This is a genomic window from Calidithermus terrae (assembly GCF_003574345.1).
Lineage (GTDB): Bacteria > Deinococcota > Deinococci > Deinococcales > Thermaceae > Calidithermus > Calidithermus chliarophilus.
In genome coordinates, this window is sequence record NZ_QXDL01000064.1 from 1 (window position 1) to 19,214 (window position 19,214).

General features: G+C 61.2%; 18 protein-coding genes and 2 pseudogenes. 5 read left to right on the top strand and 15 right to left on the bottom strand.

Features of this window, described 5'->3' with window-relative positions; all coding sequences use genetic code 11:
• The first annotated feature begins 30 nt into the window (after window positions 1-30).
• Window positions 31-1,065 (top strand): ABC transporter ATP-binding protein, encoded by a 1,035-nt coding sequence (locus tag Mterra_RS09075; protein ID WP_119314928.1) that lies wholly within the window; start codon window positions 31-33, stop codon window positions 1,063-1,065.
• 126 nt (window positions 1,066-1,191) lie between these two features.
• On the top strand, window positions 1,192-2,010 hold the full coding sequence (gene truA, locus Mterra_RS09080) for a tRNA pseudouridine(38-40) synthase TruA (protein ID WP_119314912.1): 819 nt from the start codon (window positions 1,192-1,194) through the stop codon (window positions 2,008-2,010).
• A gap of 132 nt (window positions 2,011-2,142) precedes the next feature.
• Here truA and Mterra_RS09085 read toward each other — a convergent pair whose 3' ends face one another.
• Both Mterra_RS09085 and Mterra_RS09090 read right to left on the bottom strand, forming a co-directional pair.
• Window positions 2,143-2,859, bottom strand: coding sequence for a hypothetical protein (locus Mterra_RS09085; protein ID WP_119314913.1), 717 nt, complete (start codon window positions 2,857-2,859; stop codon window positions 2,143-2,145).
• Window positions 2,860-2,941: 82 nt separating this feature from the next.
• The gene (locus tag Mterra_RS09090; protein ID WP_119314914.1) at window positions 2,942-3,334 is read right to left on the bottom strand and encodes a HesB/IscA family protein; all 393 of its coding nucleotides are present in this window, start codon (window positions 3,332-3,334) and stop codon (window positions 2,942-2,944) included.
• 335 nt (window positions 3,335-3,669) lie between these two features.
• Here Mterra_RS09090 and Mterra_RS09095 point away from each other — a divergent pair, with 335 nt between their 5' ends.
• Window positions 3,670-4,815: a M24 family metallopeptidase gene (locus tag Mterra_RS09095; protein ID WP_119314915.1), complete on the top strand. Its 1,146-nt coding sequence runs from the start codon at window positions 3,670-3,672 to the stop codon at window positions 4,813-4,815.
• A 251-nt stretch (window positions 4,816-5,066) separates the two neighbouring features.
• On the top strand, window positions 5,067-6,008 hold the full coding sequence (locus Mterra_RS09100) for a ribose-phosphate diphosphokinase (RefSeq protein ID WP_119314916.1): 942 nt from the start codon (window positions 5,067-5,069) through the stop codon (window positions 6,006-6,008).
• Here the strand turns inward: Mterra_RS09100 and Mterra_RS09105 are convergent.
• The 13 genes and pseudogenes from Mterra_RS09105 to Mterra_RS09160 form a co-directional block, all read right to left on the bottom strand.
• On the bottom strand, window positions 6,005-6,538 hold the full coding sequence (locus tag Mterra_RS09105; RefSeq protein ID WP_119314917.1) for a hypothetical protein: 534 nt from the start codon (window positions 6,536-6,538) through the stop codon (window positions 6,005-6,007). The two genes, Mterra_RS09100 and Mterra_RS09105, sit on opposite strands and share 4 nt — an antisense overlap.
• Window positions 6,535-7,497, bottom strand: a complete 963-nt coding sequence (locus Mterra_RS09110) for a Wzz/FepE/Etk N-terminal domain-containing protein (protein ID WP_119314918.1) — start codon at window positions 7,495-7,497, stop codon at window positions 6,535-6,537. Before Mterra_RS09110 ends, Mterra_RS09105 begins: the two co-directional genes overlap by 4 nt.
• Before the next feature lie 119 nt (window positions 7,498-7,616).
• Window positions 7,617-8,241 (bottom strand): annotated as a pseudogene (locus tag Mterra_RS09115) (IS1595 family transposase); the annotation flags it as partial.
• A gap of 148 nt (window positions 8,242-8,389) precedes the next feature.
• The gene (locus tag Mterra_RS23650) at window positions 8,390-9,085 is read right to left on the bottom strand and encodes an O-antigen ligase family protein (RefSeq protein WP_119314919.1); all 696 of its coding nucleotides are present in this window, start codon (window positions 9,083-9,085) and stop codon (window positions 8,390-8,392) included.
• Between the two features lie 533 nt (window positions 9,086-9,618).
• On the bottom strand, window positions 9,619-10,884 hold the full coding sequence (locus tag Mterra_RS09125) for an exopolysaccharide biosynthesis polyprenyl glycosylphosphotransferase (protein WP_119314920.1): 1,266 nt from the start codon (window positions 10,882-10,884) through the stop codon (window positions 9,619-9,621).
• A 7-nt stretch (window positions 10,885-10,891) separates the two neighbouring features.
• Window positions 10,892-11,995: a glycosyltransferase family 4 protein gene (locus tag Mterra_RS09130; protein ID WP_119314921.1), complete on the bottom strand. Its 1,104-nt coding sequence runs from the start codon at window positions 11,993-11,995 to the stop codon at window positions 10,892-10,894.
• Window positions 11,961-13,169: an O-antigen ligase family protein gene (locus Mterra_RS21875; RefSeq protein ID WP_147372628.1), complete on the bottom strand. Its 1,209-nt coding sequence runs from the start codon at window positions 13,167-13,169 to the stop codon at window positions 11,961-11,963. Before Mterra_RS21875 ends, Mterra_RS09130 begins: the two co-directional genes overlap by 35 nt.
• Window positions 13,169-14,311, bottom strand: coding sequence for a glycosyltransferase (locus tag Mterra_RS09135; RefSeq protein WP_119314922.1), 1,143 nt, complete (start codon window positions 14,309-14,311; stop codon window positions 13,169-13,171). The genes Mterra_RS21875 and Mterra_RS09135 overlap by 1 nt, the downstream gene beginning before the upstream one ends.
• A gap of 12 nt (window positions 14,312-14,323) precedes the next feature.
• Window positions 14,324-15,883: a flippase gene (locus tag Mterra_RS09140; RefSeq protein WP_119314923.1), complete on the bottom strand. Its 1,560-nt coding sequence runs from the start codon at window positions 15,881-15,883 to the stop codon at window positions 14,324-14,326.
• Between the two features lie 100 nt (window positions 15,884-15,983).
• Entirely contained in the window at window positions 15,984-16,697 is a 714-nt protein-coding gene (locus Mterra_RS09145) for an SDR family oxidoreductase (protein WP_119314924.1), read from the bottom strand.
• Between the two features lie 14 nt (window positions 16,698-16,711).
• Window positions 16,712-17,779: a glucose-1-phosphate thymidylyltransferase gene (locus Mterra_RS09150; protein WP_119314925.1), complete on the bottom strand. Its 1,068-nt coding sequence runs from the start codon at window positions 17,777-17,779 to the stop codon at window positions 16,712-16,714.
• A 64-nt stretch (window positions 17,780-17,843) separates the two neighbouring features.
• A complete protein-coding gene (locus Mterra_RS09155) occupies window positions 17,844-18,038 on the bottom strand; it encodes a hypothetical protein (protein ID WP_119314926.1) in 195 nt (64 codons plus the stop codon).
• A gap of 17 nt (window positions 18,039-18,055) precedes the next feature.
• The gene (locus Mterra_RS09160; RefSeq protein ID WP_119314927.1) at window positions 18,056-18,730 is read right to left on the bottom strand and encodes a glycerophosphodiester phosphodiesterase; all 675 of its coding nucleotides are present in this window, start codon (window positions 18,728-18,730) and stop codon (window positions 18,056-18,058) included.
• Window positions 18,731-18,753: 23 nt separating this feature from the next.
• Here Mterra_RS09160 and Mterra_RS09165 point away from each other — a divergent pair.
• Window positions 18,754-19,214 (top strand): annotated as a pseudogene (locus tag Mterra_RS09165) (hypothetical protein); the annotation flags it as partial.

Below are 19,214 nucleotides of genomic sequence, written 5' to 3' on the forward strand. Positions count from 1 at the left end.
CAGACCCCCGCCCAGGCCCTCGAGCCCGTCCTGCGCGTCGAAGGGCTGACCAAGCGCTTCCACCCCTCGATCCCCGCGGTCGTGGACCGCGTGAGCTTCGGGGTGGCCCCCGGCGAGATCTTCGCCCTGCTGGGCCCTTCGGGCTGCGGCAAGACCACCACCCTGCGGCTCATCGCCGGCTTCGAGCGCCCCGACGGCGGGCAGGTCTGGCTGGGCGAGGAGAACCTGACCCACCGCCCGCCCGAGAAGCGCGGCATCGGCTTCGTCTTCCAGGACTACGCCCTCTTCCCCCACCTCAGCGTCTTCGAGAACGTGGCCTTCGGGCTGCGCAACCTCAGCCCGGCCCGCCGTCGCGAGCGGGTCGAGGAGGTGCTGAGCCTGGTGGGCCTCACCGTCTTCCGCGACCGCCGTCCCCACGAGCTCTCGGGCGGGCAGCAGCAGCGGGTGGCGCTGGCCCGCGCCATCGCGCCCGGCCCCAAGGTGGTGCTGCTCGACGAGCCCTTCAGCAGCCTCGACGCCGGGCTGCGCCAGGCCACGCGCGACGAGGTGCGCGAGCTGCTCAAGCGCTCGGGCATCGGCGCGGTGCTGGTGACGCACGACCAGGAAGAAGCCCTCTCCTTCGCCGAGCGCCTGGCGGTGATGCGGGCGGGGAGCCTCGAGCAGGTCGGCACCCCCGAGGAGGTCTACGCCCGCCCCCGCACCCCCTTCGTCGCCCAGTTCCTGGGCCGCACCAACCTGATCCCCGGCGAGGCCCACGGCATCGAGGCCGAGACCCCGCTGGGCCCGGTCCGGCTGAGCGAGGGCGCGGTCGGCCCCGTGCTGCTGTCGCTGCGCCCCGAGGCCCTGGCGCTCGAGCCCGGCGGCGAGGGGGTGGTGGTGAGCCGGGAGTTCAAGGGCCACGACCTCACCTACCGCGTCCGGCTGGCGGGCCGCGACTACGTGGTGCAGGCCGACCCCCACTGCCCCTGCCGCCCCGGGGACAAAGTGCGGCTCGAGGCGCGCGACCCGGCGGTGGTGGTCGGTCGGAGCGGGGGAGAAGCTTGGCCTAAGGCCGATAGCCGGTAGCTCAACGCCAGGGGCGAGAAGCGTCCGCCCCCCTGGCCGCGATCCCCGGCGGGGCGCCTCTGCCTTCAGGCGTACGACGTACGACGTACGGACGCGAGACGGTACAATAGCGTAGTCTTGATAGCCGTGCTGGACCCGCTGGAACAGCTCGAGACTGAGGCCGTCGCGCCCTCCGGGACGCGGCGCATCTGCCTGAGCGTCGAGTACGACGGCACCCACTTCGCGGGGCTTCAGACCCAGGCCCGGGGGGAGCGCACCGTCCAGGCCGTGCTCGAGGCCGCCCTCGCCCGCATCCCGGGCGCCGTCCCCAAGGTGGTGGCCGCCGGGCGTACCGACGCCGGGGTGCACGCCCTGGCGATGCCCTTCCACTACGACACCGCCGACTCCATCCCCGCGCCCAAGATCCCCTACGCCCTCAACGCCCTCCTCCCCCCCGACCTGCGGGCCCTGAGCGCGGAGGAGGTCGGGCCCGACTTCCACGCCCGCAAGAGCTGCCACTGGCGCTGCTACCGCTACCGCATCCTGCAGCGCCCCATGGCGCCGGGCCTCGAGCGCCACCGGGTGTGGTGGATCCCCCAGGCCCTCAACCTCGTCGCGATGCGGCACGCCCTCGAGGCGCTCGAGGGCGAGCACGACTTCCGGGCCTTCGCCATCAAGGAGGAGCGCGGCACGGTGCGCCGGATCTACCGCGCCCACCTCACCGTGGTCACGCCGCTGGAGGGCCGCTCGGCTCAGGAGATCTGGCTCGAGTTCGTCGGCAGCGGCTTCGTGCGCGGCCAGGTGCGCAGCATGGTGGGCACGCTGGTCGAGGTGGGGCTGGGCAAGCGCGACTCCAGCGACATCCCGCGCCTGCTCGAGCACGGCACCCGCAAGGACGCCGGGCCCACGGCCCCGCCCCAGGGGCTCTACTTCGTGCACGCGGGGTATACGCCTTGGAATGGCTGATAGCCGGTAGCCGGGAGCGGGTCGTGCGTCCTACGTCCTACGTCGTACGCCTAACGCAAAACGCAAGACGCCTTGGCCCTCGGCCCTCGACCCTCAACAAACCACGGGCTAAGCGCCTGCCTGCCGCTCACCTCATGGAATCGTCAGCTCGAGCCACAGCCGCCAGGCTTCGACCGGGCGCCATGAGGCGTCGGCCCCGATCTTGAGGTGGGGCTCGAGGCGGTACGACAGGCCGAGGAGCAGCTTCGAGGCCAGGTCCTCCCCGGGGTTCCACCAGCCCCAGGCCTCGAGGGTGCTCGCCCCGTCCAGCGGCCAGCGCAGGCGGCCCCATAAGCCGGTGTTCCACTGGTAGTAGAGCTCGCCCGGCTCGCCGCTGAACCCCACGCGCGGGGTGAGGCCCGCGGGCGAGACCCAGGTGCCTGCCTCCAACCCGCTGAAGCGCCCGCCCACGTACGCCTGGCCCTCGACGTAGGCGGCCTCGAGGCGTATCCGCTCGCCCAGGCGGTACTGGCCGTACACACCCCACTGGCCCTCGTCGCCCCACGGCGTGCGGCTGTAAGGGGTGGCGTACACCGCCTGTTTGCCCAGGCTCAGGCGGAATTCCTCGATGGGCACGAGCAGGTAGACCTCCTCGACGCCGGCCTGCACCGCGCTGCCGAAGGCGGCGTAGCCGCGGCCCCTGAGCTCGTACCACCCGGCCAGCAGATTGGCCTCGAGGCGCACCCCGAATTGCACCTGCTCGCCCGTGCTCCCGCTCTGCCAGCGCCAGAAGCTGCTGGGGAAGAGGTTGAGGCTGAGCAGGCCCGAGAGCAGGGGGAGGGAGATCCACGAATAAAGGCGGTTGTGCATCGCCCCCACCATACCCGAGCCCCGGCGAGGCACGCAGGATGAAAAAGCCGACCCCGGAGGGTCGGCAAGAGGGCCCGAAGCCTCAGGCGCTGCAGCACCCGCCGCTGCCCTCGCCCTCGGGGGCCTTGGCCCCGTCGGTGCGGAAGGAGTGGCCGCAGCCGCAGGAGGAGGTGGCGTTGGGGTTGTTCACGCTAAACCCGCCGCCCATCAGGTTCTCCACCCAGTCCACCTGCGAGCCCGCCAACAAGGGCAGCGACATGCGGTCAACGACCAGGCGCACCCCGTGCATCTCGGTCACGGTGTCGCCCTCGAGCTCGCGCTCGTCCACGGCCATGCCGTACTGGTAGCCGCTGCACCCGCCCGATTTGATGAACACCCGGATGGCCGCGTTGGGCTTGTTGTAGCGGGTCAGAATCTCCCGCGCCCGCTCGGCGGCCAGTGGGGTGATCGAAAGCACAGCCTGTTCCTGAACCATCCCAGCACCTCCATTGCCTTTTGCTCTCGAGGATTCCCCGCTTTGTGGGCAAAAGCCCACGGCGGGGCGGCAACTGCTCCTGATCAAGAGGTTAGCACACGAAAGGGGGGCAAACGTGACGGGACGCACCGCGTTGGGTGTCGATAGTGGCTATAGGAAAGGGCGGGCACGGGGACCCCCCCTACGTCATGCGTTTTGCGTCTGGCGTATGGCGTAGGACGTACGACGCACGACCCACGTTCTGCGTTTTGCGTTTGGCGTCTCGCGTAGGACGTACGACGCACGACCCGCACCCGGCGTTGGGCGTTCGACGCCCGGCGTTTTAGACTAACCCCGTGGACATCGCCAAGGCCCAACACGCCCTGCGGAAGGCCGGACTGCCCGGCTGGCTGCTCTACGGCTTCTTCGGCAACAACCCCCTGGCGCTGGAGACGCTGGGGCTGCGCGGGCTGCACCTCTCGCGCCGCTTCGCCTACCTCATCCCGGCGGAGGGGGATCCCGTGTTCATCGTCCACGCCATCGAGAGGGCCAACTTCCCGGCCCTGCCGGGGCGCTGGGTGGTGTACTCGAGCTGGTCGAGCTTCGTCGGCGCCCTCCAGGCCCACGTCGCCCCGCTCGGGCGGGTGGCGATGGAGTACCACCCCGGCGGGGGCATCCCCTACCTCTCGCGCCTCGACGGCGGCACCCTCGAGCTGCTGCGCGGCATGGGCCTGGAGATCGTCTCCTCGGCCGAGCTGCTCTTGCAGTTCCAGACCTGGGACGCCGAGGCCCTGGCCTCCCACCGCCGCGCGGCGCGGGGCCTCGAGGCCGCCAAGGACCGCGGGCTGGAGTACATCCGCTCGCGCCTCAGCGACCCGGTCCCCCCCAGCGAGCTCGAGGTGCAGGCCGAGATCCTCAAGGTGCTGCACGCGCACGGCCTGGTCTGGGACCACGACGCCAACGTGAGCTTCGGGCCCAACGCCGCCAACCCGCACCACTCCCCCGGCGCCAGCCGCCTCGACAGCGGCCAGGTGGTGCTGTTCGACATCTGGGCCAAGGAGCCCTCCGGCCCCTACGCCGACATCACCTGGATGGCCGGCTGGAACGTTTCCGACGAGGTCCAGGACGCCTTCCGCGTGGTGATGGCCTCCCGCGACAAGGCCGTGGACTACGTGCGCAAAGCCTACGCCACGGGGCGGCACCCCCGGGGCTACGAGGTCGACCGCGAGGCCCGCGAGGTGCTGGTGGCGGCGGGCTACGCCGAGCACGTGCTCCACCGCACCGGCCACAACCTGGGCTGGGACGCCGCCCACGGCAACGGCACCCACCTCGACGACCTCGAGACCCACGACACCCGCCCCCTCATCCCCGGCCTCGCCTTCACCGTCGAGCCCGGCGTCTACCCCGGCCCCTTCGGCCTGCGCAGCGAGATCAACGTCTACCTGCACGAGCACGGGCCGGAGGTGACCACGGCTTTGCAGACGGAGATGGACAGGCTTTAGCGGTCGGGCGCCGGATGTCAAACGCCGATAGCCCATAGCCGATCGCCGGACGCCGGGCGCGGGCCGTGCGTCGTACGTCCTGCGCCGTACGCGAAAAGCCAAACGCAAGACGCAAGACGCCCTCGACGCCGGCGGGGAGGGATTTCCCACACGCCACAGGCCACGAGCCGCGAGCCTTGGGGCTGGCCTCTGGGCCTTCGGCCATCGGCGTTCGACGTCAGGCTTTCGGCGGGGTATGCTTTTGGGCGGTTATGGATCGCCCCCTCATGATCTTTAGCGGACAGTCCAACGTCCCGCTGGCCCAGGAAATCGCCGACAACCTGGGCGTTCCTTTGGGCAAGAGCAGCACCGAGCGCTTCGCCAACGACTGCCTCTTCGTGCGCTACGAACAGAGCCTGCGCGAGGGCGACGTGTTCATCATCCAGTCCCTCACGCCGCCGGTGCAGGACCACCTGGTCGAGCTGCTGATGATGATCGACGCGGCCAAGAGCAGCAGCGCGGCCCGCGTCACCGCCGTCATCCCCTACTACGCCTACGCCCGCTCGGACAAGAAGGACGCCCCCCGCATCTCCATCACCGCGCGCCTGGTCGCCGACCTGATCCAGACCGCCGGGGCCGACCGGGTGCTCACCATGACCCTGCACTCCGCCCAGGTCCACGGCTTCTTCAAGATCCCCGTCGACCACCTCTCGGCCGAGCTGGTCATCGCCAACTACTTCGCCACCCGCGTGGACCAGCTCGAGAACGCCGTCATCGTCGCCCCCGACGCCGGCGACCTCAAGCGCGCCAGCGCCCTGGCCCGCCGCCTGGCCCTGCCCCTGGCCTTCATCGACAAGCAGCGCCTCTCCGACACCGAGGTGACCTCGAGGGGCCTCGTCGGCGACGTCAAGGAAAAGACCGCCCTCATCATCGACGACGAGGTCTCCACCGCCGGCACGCTGGTGCAGGCCGTGGACGTGCTCAAGCAGAACGGGGCCGAGGCCGTCTACGCGGCCTTCACCCACGGGGTCTACGTCGGCCCCGCCATCGAGCGCATCGAGAGGAGCCCCATCGTCGAGGTCGCCGCCACCAACACCTGCCTCTACAAGGGCCAGCCCAGCCCCAAGCTGCAGACCCTCTCGGTGGGCCCGCTCTTCGCCGAGGCCATCTGGCGCACCCACCGGGGCGAGTCGGTCTCCTCGCTGTTCACCTAGCGGGCCTCGAGCTTCGGCAGCTTCCACCCGCTGGGCTCCGCCGAGCGGGTCCCGTCCGAGTTGAGCTGCACCCGCACCAGCTTGGAGACGGTCACCGTCGCCGGGTAGGGCTTGGCCCGCTTGCCGGCCTCGGCCAAAGCCTGCACCAGGGCGTTGGAGAAGTCCAGCAGCAGGGCGTCCTGCTGCCAGGCCGGGAGGGCACTCGAGACCGCCACCCGGGTGAAGCAGGAGGGGTTAGGCGTGGCGCAGTGGGGCTCGAGGCGGAGTCGGTCGCCCTCGAGGCGCAGCGCGTACGCCCCGAGCTCCACCCGCCCACCCCGTTGGAGGATGGCCTGCCACTGCGCCACCGCCCCGGACCAGAAGGCCCGGGCCTCGGCCGTGCGCGGCCCGACCGTATACCGCCAGGCCCCAGGGGTAGCGGCCGCCCGGGACTGCGAAGCGGTGATCCCGAAGAAGTTCGCCGTCTGCACCACCTGGGCCAGCCCCAGGCCGAGCAGGCCCAGCAGGGCCATCAAAACCCACCGCCTCATTTAGTCCCCGCCACCACCTGGGTGTCCCGCTGCCTCACCCCACCCGCCTGGGGCGGGGCCAGCGCCTCCGCCAGGAAAGCCCCGAACACGCCCACGAGCAAGCCCAGCACGCCCGCGATGGCCGTGTAGAGCAGCGGACGCGGCGAGACCGGGCGCAAGGGCTCCGCCGGAGGCACCAGCACCTGCACCTGCAGGGCCTGCCCCACCAACTGGCTGAGCTGCTCCGGCTTGTCGAGCAAGGGGGTCAGGGTGTCGATCCGGGCCTGGAGCTGCGCCACGGTCGAGCGCAGGCGCGACTCGTCGAGGCTCAGGCTGGTGAAGGCGGGGCTCGAGCTGCGCGCCGTCTCCGGGCCCACCTGCCGGGCCTCCAGGGCCGCCGCGATGGCCGCGTCCGAGCGGCCCTCGGCCGAGAGGTTCTTCAGCTCGGCCTGAATACGCTTGAGGCTCTCCCGGGCGGACTCGAGGTCGAGCTGCGTCTGCGCCAGCAGGGCCCGGATGTTGGAGGCCGCCCCCTCGGCCATGCGGCTCTTAAGGTAGTCCGTCGCCACCTGTACGATGCGCTCCGCCCGCTGACGCGCCTCGCCGGGGGTTCCCCCTTTCGCGCTGAGGTTAAGGAGGCCCTTCTTCTCATCGAAGCGAGCACCGTAAACCTCAGGAGGTTGAGCGACCCCCAGGTCTTTCGCCAGCAGCGTGGTGCTTTGAAGATCCACAAAGCCCTGGGCCAGGCCTGCTAATGACGGAAGGTTATTCAGCACCCCTGACTGGCTCGACTGATTAGTAAGAGAGAGGCTCACAACTACCTTGCTGCTATAGATCTCTGGCCACACTTGACTCACTGCAAAAACCAGGATGGCTGCACCCAGGGTGAGGCCGAGGATCAGGTTCCGGCGACGCCTCAACACAAGGTATAAATCGCGCAGTGATAGCTCACCGCTTTGGTTGTAAGGTTCCACGCTCACGCGTGCATTCTACACAATGAGGTGGCAGCTATCTCCCTAATGTCGAATTCACGTAGGTTCGATATTTTAGTTTGGGTTAGGACTAGCTGAAGGGTTAGGCGGCCGAGGTCTCGGCCGCCGTGGTTGAAGCGGAACCCGGTCTCTCGAGGCGGAGGTAGAAGGGGTGTTTGGGTAGGTAGGCCCCGGAGCTTGGCCAGCCGGGTTCTCGCCACGCCCCAGAAGCCCTCGACGCCGTTGACGTGGGCCTTGCCGTCCACGAACCGGTCCTCCTCGTGCCTGACCCTGAAGTGCTTATCGTAGCCCACGTCCACCAGGCCGTCGTAACCCCTGAAGCCGTCGGAATAGATCACCGAGTCGGGGTCTACCCCACCTCGGATGATGGCCTGTAAGGTGGCTTTCTTCGCGTCAGGGACAATCTGGGCGTAGGCCTTACCCTGGCGCTTGATCAGCCCGGAGACGGTGGCCTTGCCCAGCGCTCCACGGCCCCGCCTACCCCCTGACCCGCCGAGGCCCGAGGTACAACTCATCCACCTCCCCCTCAGCGCTGAAGGGAGATCCGGCCTCGCAGGACTCGGCGACGCGTTGGCGAATCGGGCGTAGATAGCAGTTGACTGTGTTGTGGTCGAGCCGGGCCATCTCAGCAATCTGACTGGCATCCAGATCTATAGCAAATAGCCGCACCAATTCCCGAAACCTGGCTTCAGAAATCTTCGGACGGTAGGCGTACTTGTTTTTCCCTGTCATTCACCAGCCTCAGCTAGTCTTGACCCTTTATTTTTGGCCATCACATCGTACTCTGTAAGGGCGACGCGTGCTGCACATCTACCGACCAAACCTGTAGCCAACAGGAGTCAACGATGGAAAAGGGAGAGCGGCTCAACCCCGTGCAACTTCACCTAAGTGGATCAGGTCGGTCAAAGTTGGAATTCACCGAGGGTGATGAGCAGCTTATGCTCCAGGCTAAGCCAATCCAAAGGGGGTAGTAGACCCCTGCGTTAAAGAACGTGTAATCCGCTAAGTTGAGTATCACGACTACTCCCAACAGAGCTAGCCCTTTCCATGCCCGTAAGTGCAGCAGTAGCCAAGTTGCCCCGGCTACCCAAAAGAAAGCCCCCAATCCCCCGAGTATTCCCCCCTCAGCTAGAGCCTGCAAAAAGAGGTTATGGGCATGACTGATCTCTGTAATCGATAATTCACGAGCTCGCTCGCTTAGGTGATTGCTGGAATACTCTGCAAGAGATACCACCCCGCTAATAGGGTGTTCACGAAAGGCCTCAAGGGCTATCCGCCAGATCTCAAGGCGTTGCTGGCTGGTGCGGTAAGAAAGATCTAGCACAGTGCCAAAACGTCCCAGATCGAACCTGCCGCTCAAACTAGCCACCAACGCCACTACTATTCCTAGTCCTAACACTACCCTCCAGAAGCGGGGCAACCTTAAGGCAAAAGCCAGCCCGCCCGCGAGCAGTAACCCTAGAAGTGCCGCCCTGCTTCCAGAAGCCCACAAACCCAATCCAGCTCCCACAAACCCCAATGCCCCTAGCCAGCCTGGGCGCACTAATAGAACCGAAAGCGCACCACCAAGAGCCATCCAAGCACCTAGACCGTTCGGGTTGTAGCTCCAGAGTTGCTCGCGATACCACGGGTGAGTCTCAAGCTCCGCAAACCATCGGCAAAAAGCCCAAACCCCAACTCCTGTGATGCCGATCGCATAAGTGGGGTGAGGTCCTATAAGCTGTCCCGCTCGTAAAACCAACCATCCCAATAGTCCTTGTCCTAAAGTAGAGCCCGCCACATCCACACCAGCGTCTATTTGTCCCAAGGCGAATAGGCCGCTTCCTCCAAGAAAGACCCTTAACCAAGGGTCAGCGCGCCAAGAAAACTTCTGGATTCCCAAGGGAGCAAATAGTGGACCGCCCACTAGGGGATGAATTGCCAATAGCAAATTAAAAGCAGCACGCCACACCGGGCTAGTTTACCTGGTTAGGAGATTAGGTGCACCGGTCGTTGAGGGACCCCAAAGTTGCGTTATGCAAGGAGTTATCCCTGCTAAACCATACGAGGAAGTTGCTAGAAAGCTTGTCTCAGAATACTCGGGACAGAGGAGGCTAGCCCATTTTAACTTTAGCGCGCTCCGAAGCCGGTAAGAATAGTACGAAGAGTCTTGAACACGATAAGTAAATCCAGCCATAGCGAAAGGTGTTTTACATAGTACAAGTCATAGGTAAGTTTCTCCATAGTTTCATCAGTACCTGCCGCGTACCCATGGTGAACCTGTGCCCAACCAGTAAGGCCAGGCTTTACCATGTGCCGATAGGGGTATAAAGGTATCTGCTTACTGAACTGCTCGGCGAACCCAGCCTGCTCGGGGCGTGGTCCAACAATACTCATTTCCCCACGGAGTACGTTCCAAAACTGGGGTAGCTCATCTAAACGAAACTTTCGCAGGGTGCGACCCACGCGAGTGATACGATTATCACCGCTTTGTGCGAAACGCGATCCCTCCTTCTCGGCGTCTACTCGCATCGTACGGAATTTGACCATCCTGAAAGGGGTTCCACCCTGACCGATGCGCTCTTGCCAGAAGAGTACCGGGCCTCTTGAATCCAGGCGAACCAGCAGCGCCACCAACAACATAAGGGGTAGACTAAGAGGCAGCGAGAAAAGCACGACGCATATATCCATCAAGCGCTTTATATGTGGATAGAGCGTAGGTAAGCGCCAACCTTCCAGGAAAGTCTCAGAGTGGTGCTTGAGCGAAACCCGCCCTGTGAGTCCCTCATATACTGCCGCCGCATGTAGTAAGGGAATGCCGCGTAAAGACTGCTCTGCAACGAAGCGCAGCCATCGAGGATCGCTGGTGTGATAAGGGTCCATCACCACCGCCTGAACCTGCACGAAGCGAGGGGTGTCTAAGATCTGCCAGTCAATGTTGCCCAAACCTGGCAGCGCATCCGCTAAGCCGCCTGGTATCAGGGCTAAGTGGTAACGATCAGGCTTCTGTAGCCACAGCTGCAGGGCTTGCCAGAGAAACGCCACCATGAAAGCCCCTAGCAAATAGGTGCGGGAGAAGTACCACTTGGAAAGCACCAAAACTGCTGAGGTTAAAAGAAACCAAAACAGTATAGAGACGAAAGCAGCCGTCAAAAGGTCTGTCTTAGCAAAGCTCAGTACACGGCGGGACGAGAGGACCGATCCAACGTAGCTGAAGACGATCAGACCTACCATGCCATACGAATCCGTGCCAATGATCCAGAATCGGTGGCTGTACCATCCCAACAATGAACCCGCCAACAGGCACGCCACGATTCCAGCCCCGTGCCACAGTAAATCAGAAGCGGTAAATAAGCTAAAGACTCTCAGGGCTGGGGGCGGCATCAACACCTGCATAACCTCCTCAGCTTACTTCCCTCTTCAGCATTTTCTCGTACACCGCCAGGGTCTTCTCGAGCATCTGCTCAAGAGTAAAATAAGTTTCATAGCGTGTACGTCCTGCTAGTCCCATCTGCATTCGAAGCTGTGAATCCCCTATTAGTTGGGCAAGCCGGATTCTCAAAGCTTGTGCATCTCCTCTCGGAGCCAAGAAACCTGTTTCGCCATCTACCACGGCCTCAGCAACCCCCCCAACTTTACTAGCAATTACAGGCAGCCCAGCCCGCATAGCTTCAAGAATTGAGAGCGGTAGGCCCTCATAGTTAGAAATGAGAACAAATACTTGTGCCTGCGCGAGTCGTTTAGCTACGTCTGTGCAAGCACCTGCGAAGCGAACTCGATTCTCAAGGCCCAACCGCACTGCTTCAGCCTGTACAAGTGGTTGCAGAGGGCCATCTCCAATTAGCTCCAATTCCCAGTCCAGGTTCTTGAGCTCTTCAAGTGCTTTTAAGAGGAGGGCATGATCCTTAGGTGGGGCAAAGCGGGCCACCATGACCACCCGTACCATCTCACCCTGCTCTGGCATTCCCCGATAGGGAACGTCAGGGATGCCATTATATACTAGGGTCATCTGACTAGGAGCGGCGACGCGATAATGCTGCGCGAGGTCATAGTCGTAGCGAGAAACCGCAATAATGTGCCCCCCAAGCCGCGCAGCTAGCCACTCACTGGGCAGCGCCACTAGCTTACGCCGCCATGAAACTCCATCCGTAAAGGCGAAGCCATGAGCAGTAAATACTGCCGGCACACATGCTGCTCGTGCGGCCAATCGACCCACCAGTCCTGCCTTCGAGGAGTGAAGGTGTACGAGACTGGGTTGGACCTTTTTAAGCAATGCAATAACCTGATGGACAGCGGCTAAGTCCTTCTTGGGATGCAAGGGCTGAATCAAACTAGGTAGTAGATGTACACTCACACCCAGTTTCCGAGCTTCTGAGGTTAAAAACCCCTCACCTCCTACCCCCAAATGGAGGTCAAAACATTTCTGCAAACCTTTAAGAAGCTCCAACACATGGATCTGGGCTCCTCCGGTCTCAGCGCGAGTTATCAAGTAAAGTAGCCGTTTCATCCTTGACCCATGCGAGAGCTAACAACAGAAAGAGATGGCGCCAGTGCAGACTATCAATAATCAGGCTATTGATCATCTGGCCAACTAGCGCGGCTGCCACAAAGGCATAATACATTTTCGCGCTGCCCCTCTTGGTGATAGCCCTCCAGGTGACAAAGCTGATGGTCAAAGAAAATACTAGTAGAAGAACCAATAGCCCAACCCAACCATTTTCTAGCAGGACACGAAGATATAAATTGTGGACTGCGAAATCCAGTACACTTTCAGCTTGACCTGGGCCCAGGCCAGCCGGGTTCTCAAGAGCAAGCTCCAACGCCAATTGCTGGTTCGAGAATCGATCTATATCATAGGATGCTAAGCCAAAGCGGCTCAGTATAAACGACTTTAAGTACGGATTCAAAGAGACAACCGACACCGTTAAAATGAATAAGCCAAATACTAGCACCACTATCTGGGGACGCTGAACAACCAAGCCAGACAACAAGATAAAGAGTGTGAACGACAACCCAAGATTGAGCCACCCAGCCCTAGAGTAGCTCAGGAGCACCCCCATAGCAAGGACAATGAAGGCCCCGAGCCACGCCACCTTGTGTGAGGTCCGCCGACTATAGATAGCTTGTAGGAATGCATACAAAGCAATTGGTGCCAAGAACGGGGATAACACATTCGGATCTTTAAATAGGGCCGTGGCACGTCCACCAAAAGTAGTAAATAATTCATAAAATGGCTGAAAACCAAAGCTGCCCACTATCCCTACAAGCGCTGACATTACCGCCGCAATCAAGTAGCCATGAGTTATAACCTTTAATCCTCTAAGGCCATAGGTATACAAAGTTCCCCAAAAGAAAATGGCAGTAAGGACAAGATAGATCGTGACTCCTCCGTATATAACACTGTGAATCGACTTAGAAGCAATGGCGATATTAACAACATTTATAAGCACAAAGACAATCAGTAAGCCTGTACCTATGAGGGCTATGACTGTAGGCAGATCAGCTTTCAATGGTAATGGGAACCTCCAAACACCTACTGTTAAACCAAATGACCAGACTAAAAGGAGTAGTATATCGTAAGGAGCGGGCTCAAAACGAGTAATGCCGCTAAGCAGCAGAGTTAGGAAAACCCCAGCCAAAAAGAGGTGGTTTAGCCTGATGCTTCTAAGCACATCGATCATTACCGTTTTCCCTTAAGCTGATCGAGCAGCCAGCCATAGTAACGGGACCAGTTAGCCTCACTAAATTTATCAAGGAAAAGTTGCCTGCAATGACCCGACATGGCCTCAATATTCGCACGTATGAATTTAACCCCTTCGAGAAGATCCTCCATTCTAGGATTGGAATGTACGATCACACCCGTTTGGTTAGGAATTACATCCTCCATCAGTCCCCTTACTGAGCTTACAAGCACGGGAGTCCCATTCATGTAGGCAACTGGCGGCACACCACTTTGCATTATTTCGTACTTATACAGGATCATGCAAGCAATACTGCGTTGGAGCGCCTCTGCAATTGTTGCATCGGATATCTCTGGTTGATTGATCACCAACAAACGTTCCTTGGCTTCATCAGAAAGGGTTGCCAAGTATATCGAAATATCATCACGGGTCACAATTTGGAACTTAATATCAAAGCTTATTGCAGCACAATAGTTGGCAAAATCCAAAAATATCTGGATCCCCCTATTGTCATCTACCCTTCCTAGGTATGTCAGATATTGCCGAGGCTCAGCCGTCTGCTTTGAGAAGTCCTCAAACAGGAGTGGGACGATGTGTATTGGTTTCTGGTAGCCTGGGTATACTTGACACAATACTTCCTTTACAGACTCTGAAGACACCACAACATCATCTGTAAGCCGCAACAATATTCTTTGAACCAAAGCTACAAGCCTCATATACAGTGCTATAAAGCCGCGCTGAACCCCGTAGCTTGTTACCTCATGGATATATACAACAACCTTGCATTGACGGTTAATAACTTTTGCCAGAAGGGCTACTAAAGGATTAAGGGGATGAGGGTTTTGAAAATAGACGCAAATAGGTGGATTATCCTTGAATAACTGCCAAAGAGCTAGCCATCGCCATAATAAGAATGCTACAAAGTCAATAAGCATTGACCTGACAGAGTTGGAATAACCGAAGTATCGAATAAAAGAATTAGACTCTATAGGGCCACTGATCAACCATTCATACGCGTGGGAAAGCAAATAGCATACTGGAGTACCCTCTACGTGAGACAATTGCTTGCCAAACGCAAAACTAAGGGTCTTATGAACTGGCGAGAACTTCAGACTAATCACGTAGGCATGTGGGCGCTTCATTTGATAACCCTCCTAAACATCGTTAGGGCGTCGAAGATATTTCCACTGGCGGAACCTTGTACAAATCGCTGCTCGCTCCGCCGCCGTTAACACAACGTTCCACCCCACAGCTACAAAGACAGTCAGCTCTGTAACCAAAAGGGCCACCTTTATCCAGAGAGCTAAGTCCGACGACCTAATAATGGTTATTAGGCTCCCCAAAAGGGTAAGTATTAACAAAAGGATCCCTATCTCTAGGACTCGGGCTTGTTTCCACCACCGCTGGCTTACAAAGCCGGCTCGCACGGCAAAAAAGAGCAGAAATAATGTCTCCAGAGCGACTCGGGCCGACCAAGCAAAAGCAGCGCCTAAAATACCGTAGTTATCTACCAAATACCATGCAACCACTATATATGGCGGAAGTTCTAGGGCATACAGCTTTGTCGGAATGTCGGGCCTCCCCACTCCTTGGAACAATGAATAAGGAATATGGCCTAGGGCATGAAACAGGATACCTACGAGCAGAATCTGAAAAACTACGCTACTTGAAGCCGCGAACTCCGGTCCGAGCCATAGCAGAATTATTTCCTTTGCATAAATCCCTAGTCCCACTACAACCACACCTAATATGAGGAAGATATATTTGAACGATGCCGAGTATATCTCGCCAATAGCCCGCCAGTCCGAACGGCTTGCCAGAGTGCTAAATGCGGGGAATATCGTCATCATGAGGCTTACCGGGAACATCCAAAGGCGTGTTACGACCTCATAGGGCGCAGTATAGTAGGCTAGTACTTCAACACCATCTAAAGCAGAGATTAATACTCGTTCAAGCTGCAGAAGGAATGGTGTGATAAGACCGCCAATCATCACCCAGCCACCGAACTTTAAAAGCCGGGGGGCTTCGTTAAAGGAAATTTTCACTGATCGGAGTAGAGGAAGGCTCTTTATGGCTAGAGTAGCAAACGCACCCAAACTAGCGACCCGGAGTATCCATATCCCAAGAACAATATGAGTCAAGTTATAGCCAGATATTGCACCAACCCACGGGATAACAAACATCAGGGTATTGCTTGGAACTCTAACCAGATTTACCAAATCAAAGCGATATTGAGCCTCCAAGATACCAGAAAAGGCACTTGATAAAAACATTACAGGTACAATCCAAGCCACAATATTGAAAGCCAGCTTGGCCTCTTCTAGAAGGTGAGGGGGAATTTTTATTATTCCAATCAACTGATCAGTACTGACGGTTAGTAAAAGAGCAGCAAAAGTACCAAAAAGGGTCTGCAGTACAATAGATGTCCAGACAACAGTAGGGAGCCTATGGAGTTCACTCTTACCTAAGATCTCCGCGATATGCTTGGTAGTGGCTCGCCCTAAGCCAAAATCAAAAACAACCAAGTAGCCTAGAACTAGCCACACTAAGGAGAGAAGGCCAAAGCGGTCAACCCCCAAACCCGCAATTGTAGGGGGCACGAGCGCGATGCCTGCAAATAGGGGCACCACTTGGCCACTAAGATTCAGGATCGTACCGCGAGCAATTGACGTTGTACTAAATGATCTGCCTGCCACGAATACCTCTACGATCACCTGAAAAGGATTCCACTACGTGGGTACACCAAAACGCACCAGCGGTAAGCGTAACATGGTTAGAAGTACAGGGTCTAGCTTCCTCTCCTGTTTAAATAGCTCAACATAGCACTAAAACTCTCCTAAGCGTTGCCCACCGAGCTGAGTTCAAAGAAGTATCAACAGGAAGTACCACGGGGGCTTCTCTACTACTTGCAGGCCTCACGTCGGGCCGGGTGCGCACCGCCAGCTCGTAGGCCGACTTGCGCTCGGTGGCGATGTGCAGCGTGGTGTAAGGGATGTGCTCGAGCTCCCTCAGCGCCAGCGCGATCTCCGGGGCGATCACTTCCACGTAGTCCTGGCTGGTGTAGAGGTCGGTGAAGGCGGTGGGGTAGGGCCAGGGCGAGGGGCGGAAGGAGGTGCGGATGACCAGGTGCTGGGGCAGGACGCGCACGACCTCCTCGGCGACGAGCTTGGAGAGGGCGTAGTAGTTGCGCACCGGGCCCACGGGGTCGTCCTCGCGGTAGTTGCCGCGGTCGCCCCAGAAGACGTAGTCGGTGGAGATGTGGACCAGGAAGACGCCGCTGCCCTGGAGGGCCCGCACGACGTTGCGGGTTCCCCCGACGTTGACCGCCCAGCACTGCTCGCGCTCCTGTTCGGCCCTGGCGACGTCGGTGTAGGCGGCCGCGTGGAGGAAGACCTTGGGCTGGTGGCGCTCGAGCGCGCGCCGCACGCTCTCGGGGTCGGTGACGTCGAGCTCGCCGCGGGGCGGGGCCACGACCTCGGGCATCAGGGCGCGCAGGGCCGTGCCCAGGCGGCCGCTGCCTCCGGTCATGAGGATCGGGCCCGTCACAGCTTGACCTGGCTGCGGTCGCCCAGCACCAGTTGCAGGGTGTGGCGTCGGGTGCTGCCCTGGCCGTCCACGACCACGCCGTGGCCGAGGATGCTGGCGTCGAGGCGGTAGGCGAGCTGGCGCACCTCGGCCTGGTCCATGAGGATGGAGTACTCCAGCTCGCTGCCGATGACCTTAGCGCCCTTGCCGATGGCGCTGTAGGGGCCGATGAAGCTGTCCTCGACCAGGCTTCCCGCCCCGATGAAGGCGGGGCCGCGCACGGTCGAGCGCACGATGCGGGCGCCGGGCTCGACCACCACCTCGCCCACCACGTCGGCGTGCTCGAGCTCGCCCTCCACCCGGCGGGTGACCTGGGAGAGCACCAGGCGGTTGGCGTCGAGGAGGTCCTCGGGCTTGCCGGTGTCCTTCCAGTAGCCGCGCACCTGGTGGGCCACCACCTTCTGGCCGCGCTCGACCAAGCCCTGGATGGCCTCGGTGATCTCGTACTCCCCGCGCCCGGAGGGCTTGAGCGTGGCGATGACGTCGTGGATGGCGGGGCTGAAGAGGTAGACGCCCACCAGGGCCAGATTGGACGGGGGCTCCTTGGGCTTCTCGACCAGGCGCACCACCCGGCCCTGCGCGTCGAGCACCACCACGCCGAAGGCGCGGGGGTCTTCGACCTCGGTCAGCAGCACGATGGCCTGGGGCTGGGTCTGCTGGTACTCCTCGACCAGGTGCCGGATGCCGCCGGAGAGCAGGTTGTCGCCCAGGTAGAGCACGAAGGGGCTGTCGCCCAGGTAGTCCCGCGCGGTCATGACGGCGTGGGCGATGCCCAGTGGGGCCTCCTGCACGATGAAGGTGAGGTTGACGCCCCAGCGCGAGCCGTCGCCCAGGGCCTCGCGCACCTCGTCGCCGGTCTCGGGGCTGAGGATCACCCCGACGTCGCGGATGCCCGCCTCGAGGAGGTCCTCGAGGGCGTAGAAGAGGTTGGGCTTGCCGGCGATGGGGATGAGCTGCTTGGCGCGGGTGTGGGTCAGGGGGCGCAGGCGGGTGCCCTTGCCACCGGAGAGAATAAGTCCTTTCATACGGGTTTCCTCACGTCATGCCCAGACTCCCCGGACGGGCGGGCGGCGCCGCTCCGGGCTCGAGTCAGTCTTTCCAGCTTTCTACTTCCTTGTAATGAACGAGCGCTGAGTAGTTGACCTGCGCGCCCTGCACGGCCGTCGAGAACTTGACGTCGACGAGCACCACGTCCTCGCCGAGGTCGGCGATGAAGCGGTTGATGCGCTCTTGGAACACGTCGGGGTCGTTGGCGAAGATCAGCCGGAAGCGGGTGCCCTCCATACCATCTCCTAGGATAGTCAATCCCGCGCGGCTTTGAGTTCACCGGGCACATCCCCGATCACCCCGCGCACGCCCCACTCCAGGAGTTCGCGCGCCCGGCGGGCGTCGTTGACGGTCCAGGTCGCCACGAAGTAGCCCTGCCCCCTCAGGCGCTCGACCTCCTCGCGGCTGAGCAGGCTGTGGTGGGGGTGAACGCCCTGCACCCCCAGGCAGGGGAGCAGCTCGAGCACCTCCTCTTGAGCGTAGAGCAGGGCCAAAGGCACGTCGAGGCCCTGCCGGCGCAGGCGGACGAGGGCTAAGGGGTCGAAGCTGGAGACCCAGGCGCGGCCGCGCCCGCCCCAGGCCCCCAGCAGCCGGGCCAGGTCCGCCTCCCGCCCGTCGGTGGTGGGCGGCTGGCTTTTGAGCTCGAGGTTAATCCAGGCTTGAGGGTGGGCCTCGAAGAGCTCGAAGACCTCCTCGAGGCGGGGCATCCAGGGGGCTTTTTGCTTTATTTCGACCCAGTCCAGCCCGGCCAGGGGAACGCCCTGCAGGTCGAAGTCGTGGTGGATCACCAGCACCCCGTCGCGGCTGCGCTGGACGTCGAGCTCGACGCCGTCGAGGCCGTCCTGGAGGGCCAGGGCGAAGGACTCGAGGGTGTTTTCGCGTGCCCGACGCGGCGATCCCCGGTGACCCAGCAATAAGCGTGTATCCATAGCGATAGTGTATATTGACACATATGGGCAAATACGATGCGCGTCTTGCAGAACTGGTGCGGGACGAGGTGATTGCCCGCCTGGAAGGGCCGGGTGGCGTCATCGCCATCACCCGTAGGGACCTGTGGTTTCTCAGCGACGAGGGGGGCAGCAGCACGCCCCTGAACTCAATCAAGCGCATATCGCGCGGCGAGGGCAACACCGTCGCCGTGCTGGGTGCCCAGGGCTCCTTGATGGACATCCCCCTCACGGCCTTCAAGGTGGACGAGCTCAAGAACTTCCTCGAGTCGCTCAAGGAGCACGTGGTGCGCGCCCGCAGCACCCAGACCCAGTCCTCGCCGCCGCCCGCGGCCGTGCAGGCGCCCCCGCCGCCTCGAGCCGAGACAGGGCCCGAGCCCATGCCGGAGCCGGAGCCACAGCCCGTGGCCGCCTACACCCCCCCGCCCCCCGCCGAGACGGTCTGGCCGGAGTCCCAGCCCCAGGC

What these genes read in the sequence shown, in the direction of transcription:
- Mterra_RS09085 (WP_119314913.1), bottom strand. Translation starts at nt 2,859, where the DNA reads ATGCACAACCGCCTTTATTCGTGGATCTCCCTCCCCCTGCTCTCGGGC.
- Mterra_RS09090 (WP_119314914.1), bottom strand. Translation starts at nt 3,334, where the DNA reads ATGGTTCAGGAACAGGCTGTGCTTTCGATCACCCCACTGGCCGCCGAG.
- Mterra_RS09100 (WP_119314916.1), top strand. Translation starts at nt 5,067, where the DNA reads ATGGATCGCCCCCTCATGATCTTTAGCGGACAGTCCAACGTCCCGCTG.
- Mterra_RS09105 (WP_119314917.1), bottom strand. Translation starts at nt 6,538, where the DNA reads ATGAGGCGGTGGGTTTTGATGGCCCTGCTGGGCCTGCTCGGCCTGGGG.
- Mterra_RS23650 (WP_119314919.1), bottom strand. Translation starts at nt 9,085, where the DNA reads ATGGCTCTTGGTGGTGCGCTTTCGGTTCTATTAGTGCGCCCAGGCTGG.
- Mterra_RS09125 (WP_119314920.1), bottom strand. Translation starts at nt 10,884, where the DNA reads ATGCAGGTGTTGATGCCGCCCCCAGCCCTGAGAGTCTTTAGCTTATTT.
- Mterra_RS09130 (WP_119314921.1), bottom strand. Translation starts at nt 11,995, where the DNA reads ATGAAACGGCTACTTTACTTGATAACTCGCGCTGAGACCGGAGGAGCC.
- Mterra_RS21875 (WP_147372628.1), bottom strand. Translation starts at nt 13,169, where the DNA reads ATGATCGATGTGCTTAGAAGCATCAGGCTAAACCACCTCTTTTTGGCT.
- Mterra_RS09135 (WP_119314922.1), bottom strand. Translation starts at nt 14,311, where the DNA reads ATGAAGCGCCCACATGCCTACGTGATTAGTCTGAAGTTCTCGCCAGTT.
- Mterra_RS09145 (WP_119314924.1), bottom strand. Translation starts at nt 16,697, where the DNA reads ATGACCGGAGGCAGCGGCCGCCTGGGCACGGCCCTGCGCGCCCTGATG.
- Mterra_RS09150 (WP_119314925.1), bottom strand. Translation starts at nt 17,779, where the DNA reads ATGAAAGGACTTATTCTCTCCGGTGGCAAGGGCACCCGCCTGCGCCCC.
- Mterra_RS09155 (WP_119314926.1), bottom strand. Translation starts at nt 18,038, where the DNA reads ATGGAGGGCACCCGCTTCCGGCTGATCTTCGCCAACGACCCCGACGTG.
- Mterra_RS09160 (WP_119314927.1), bottom strand. Translation starts at nt 18,730, where the DNA reads ATGGATACACGCTTATTGCTGGGTCACCGGGGATCGCCGCGTCGGGCA.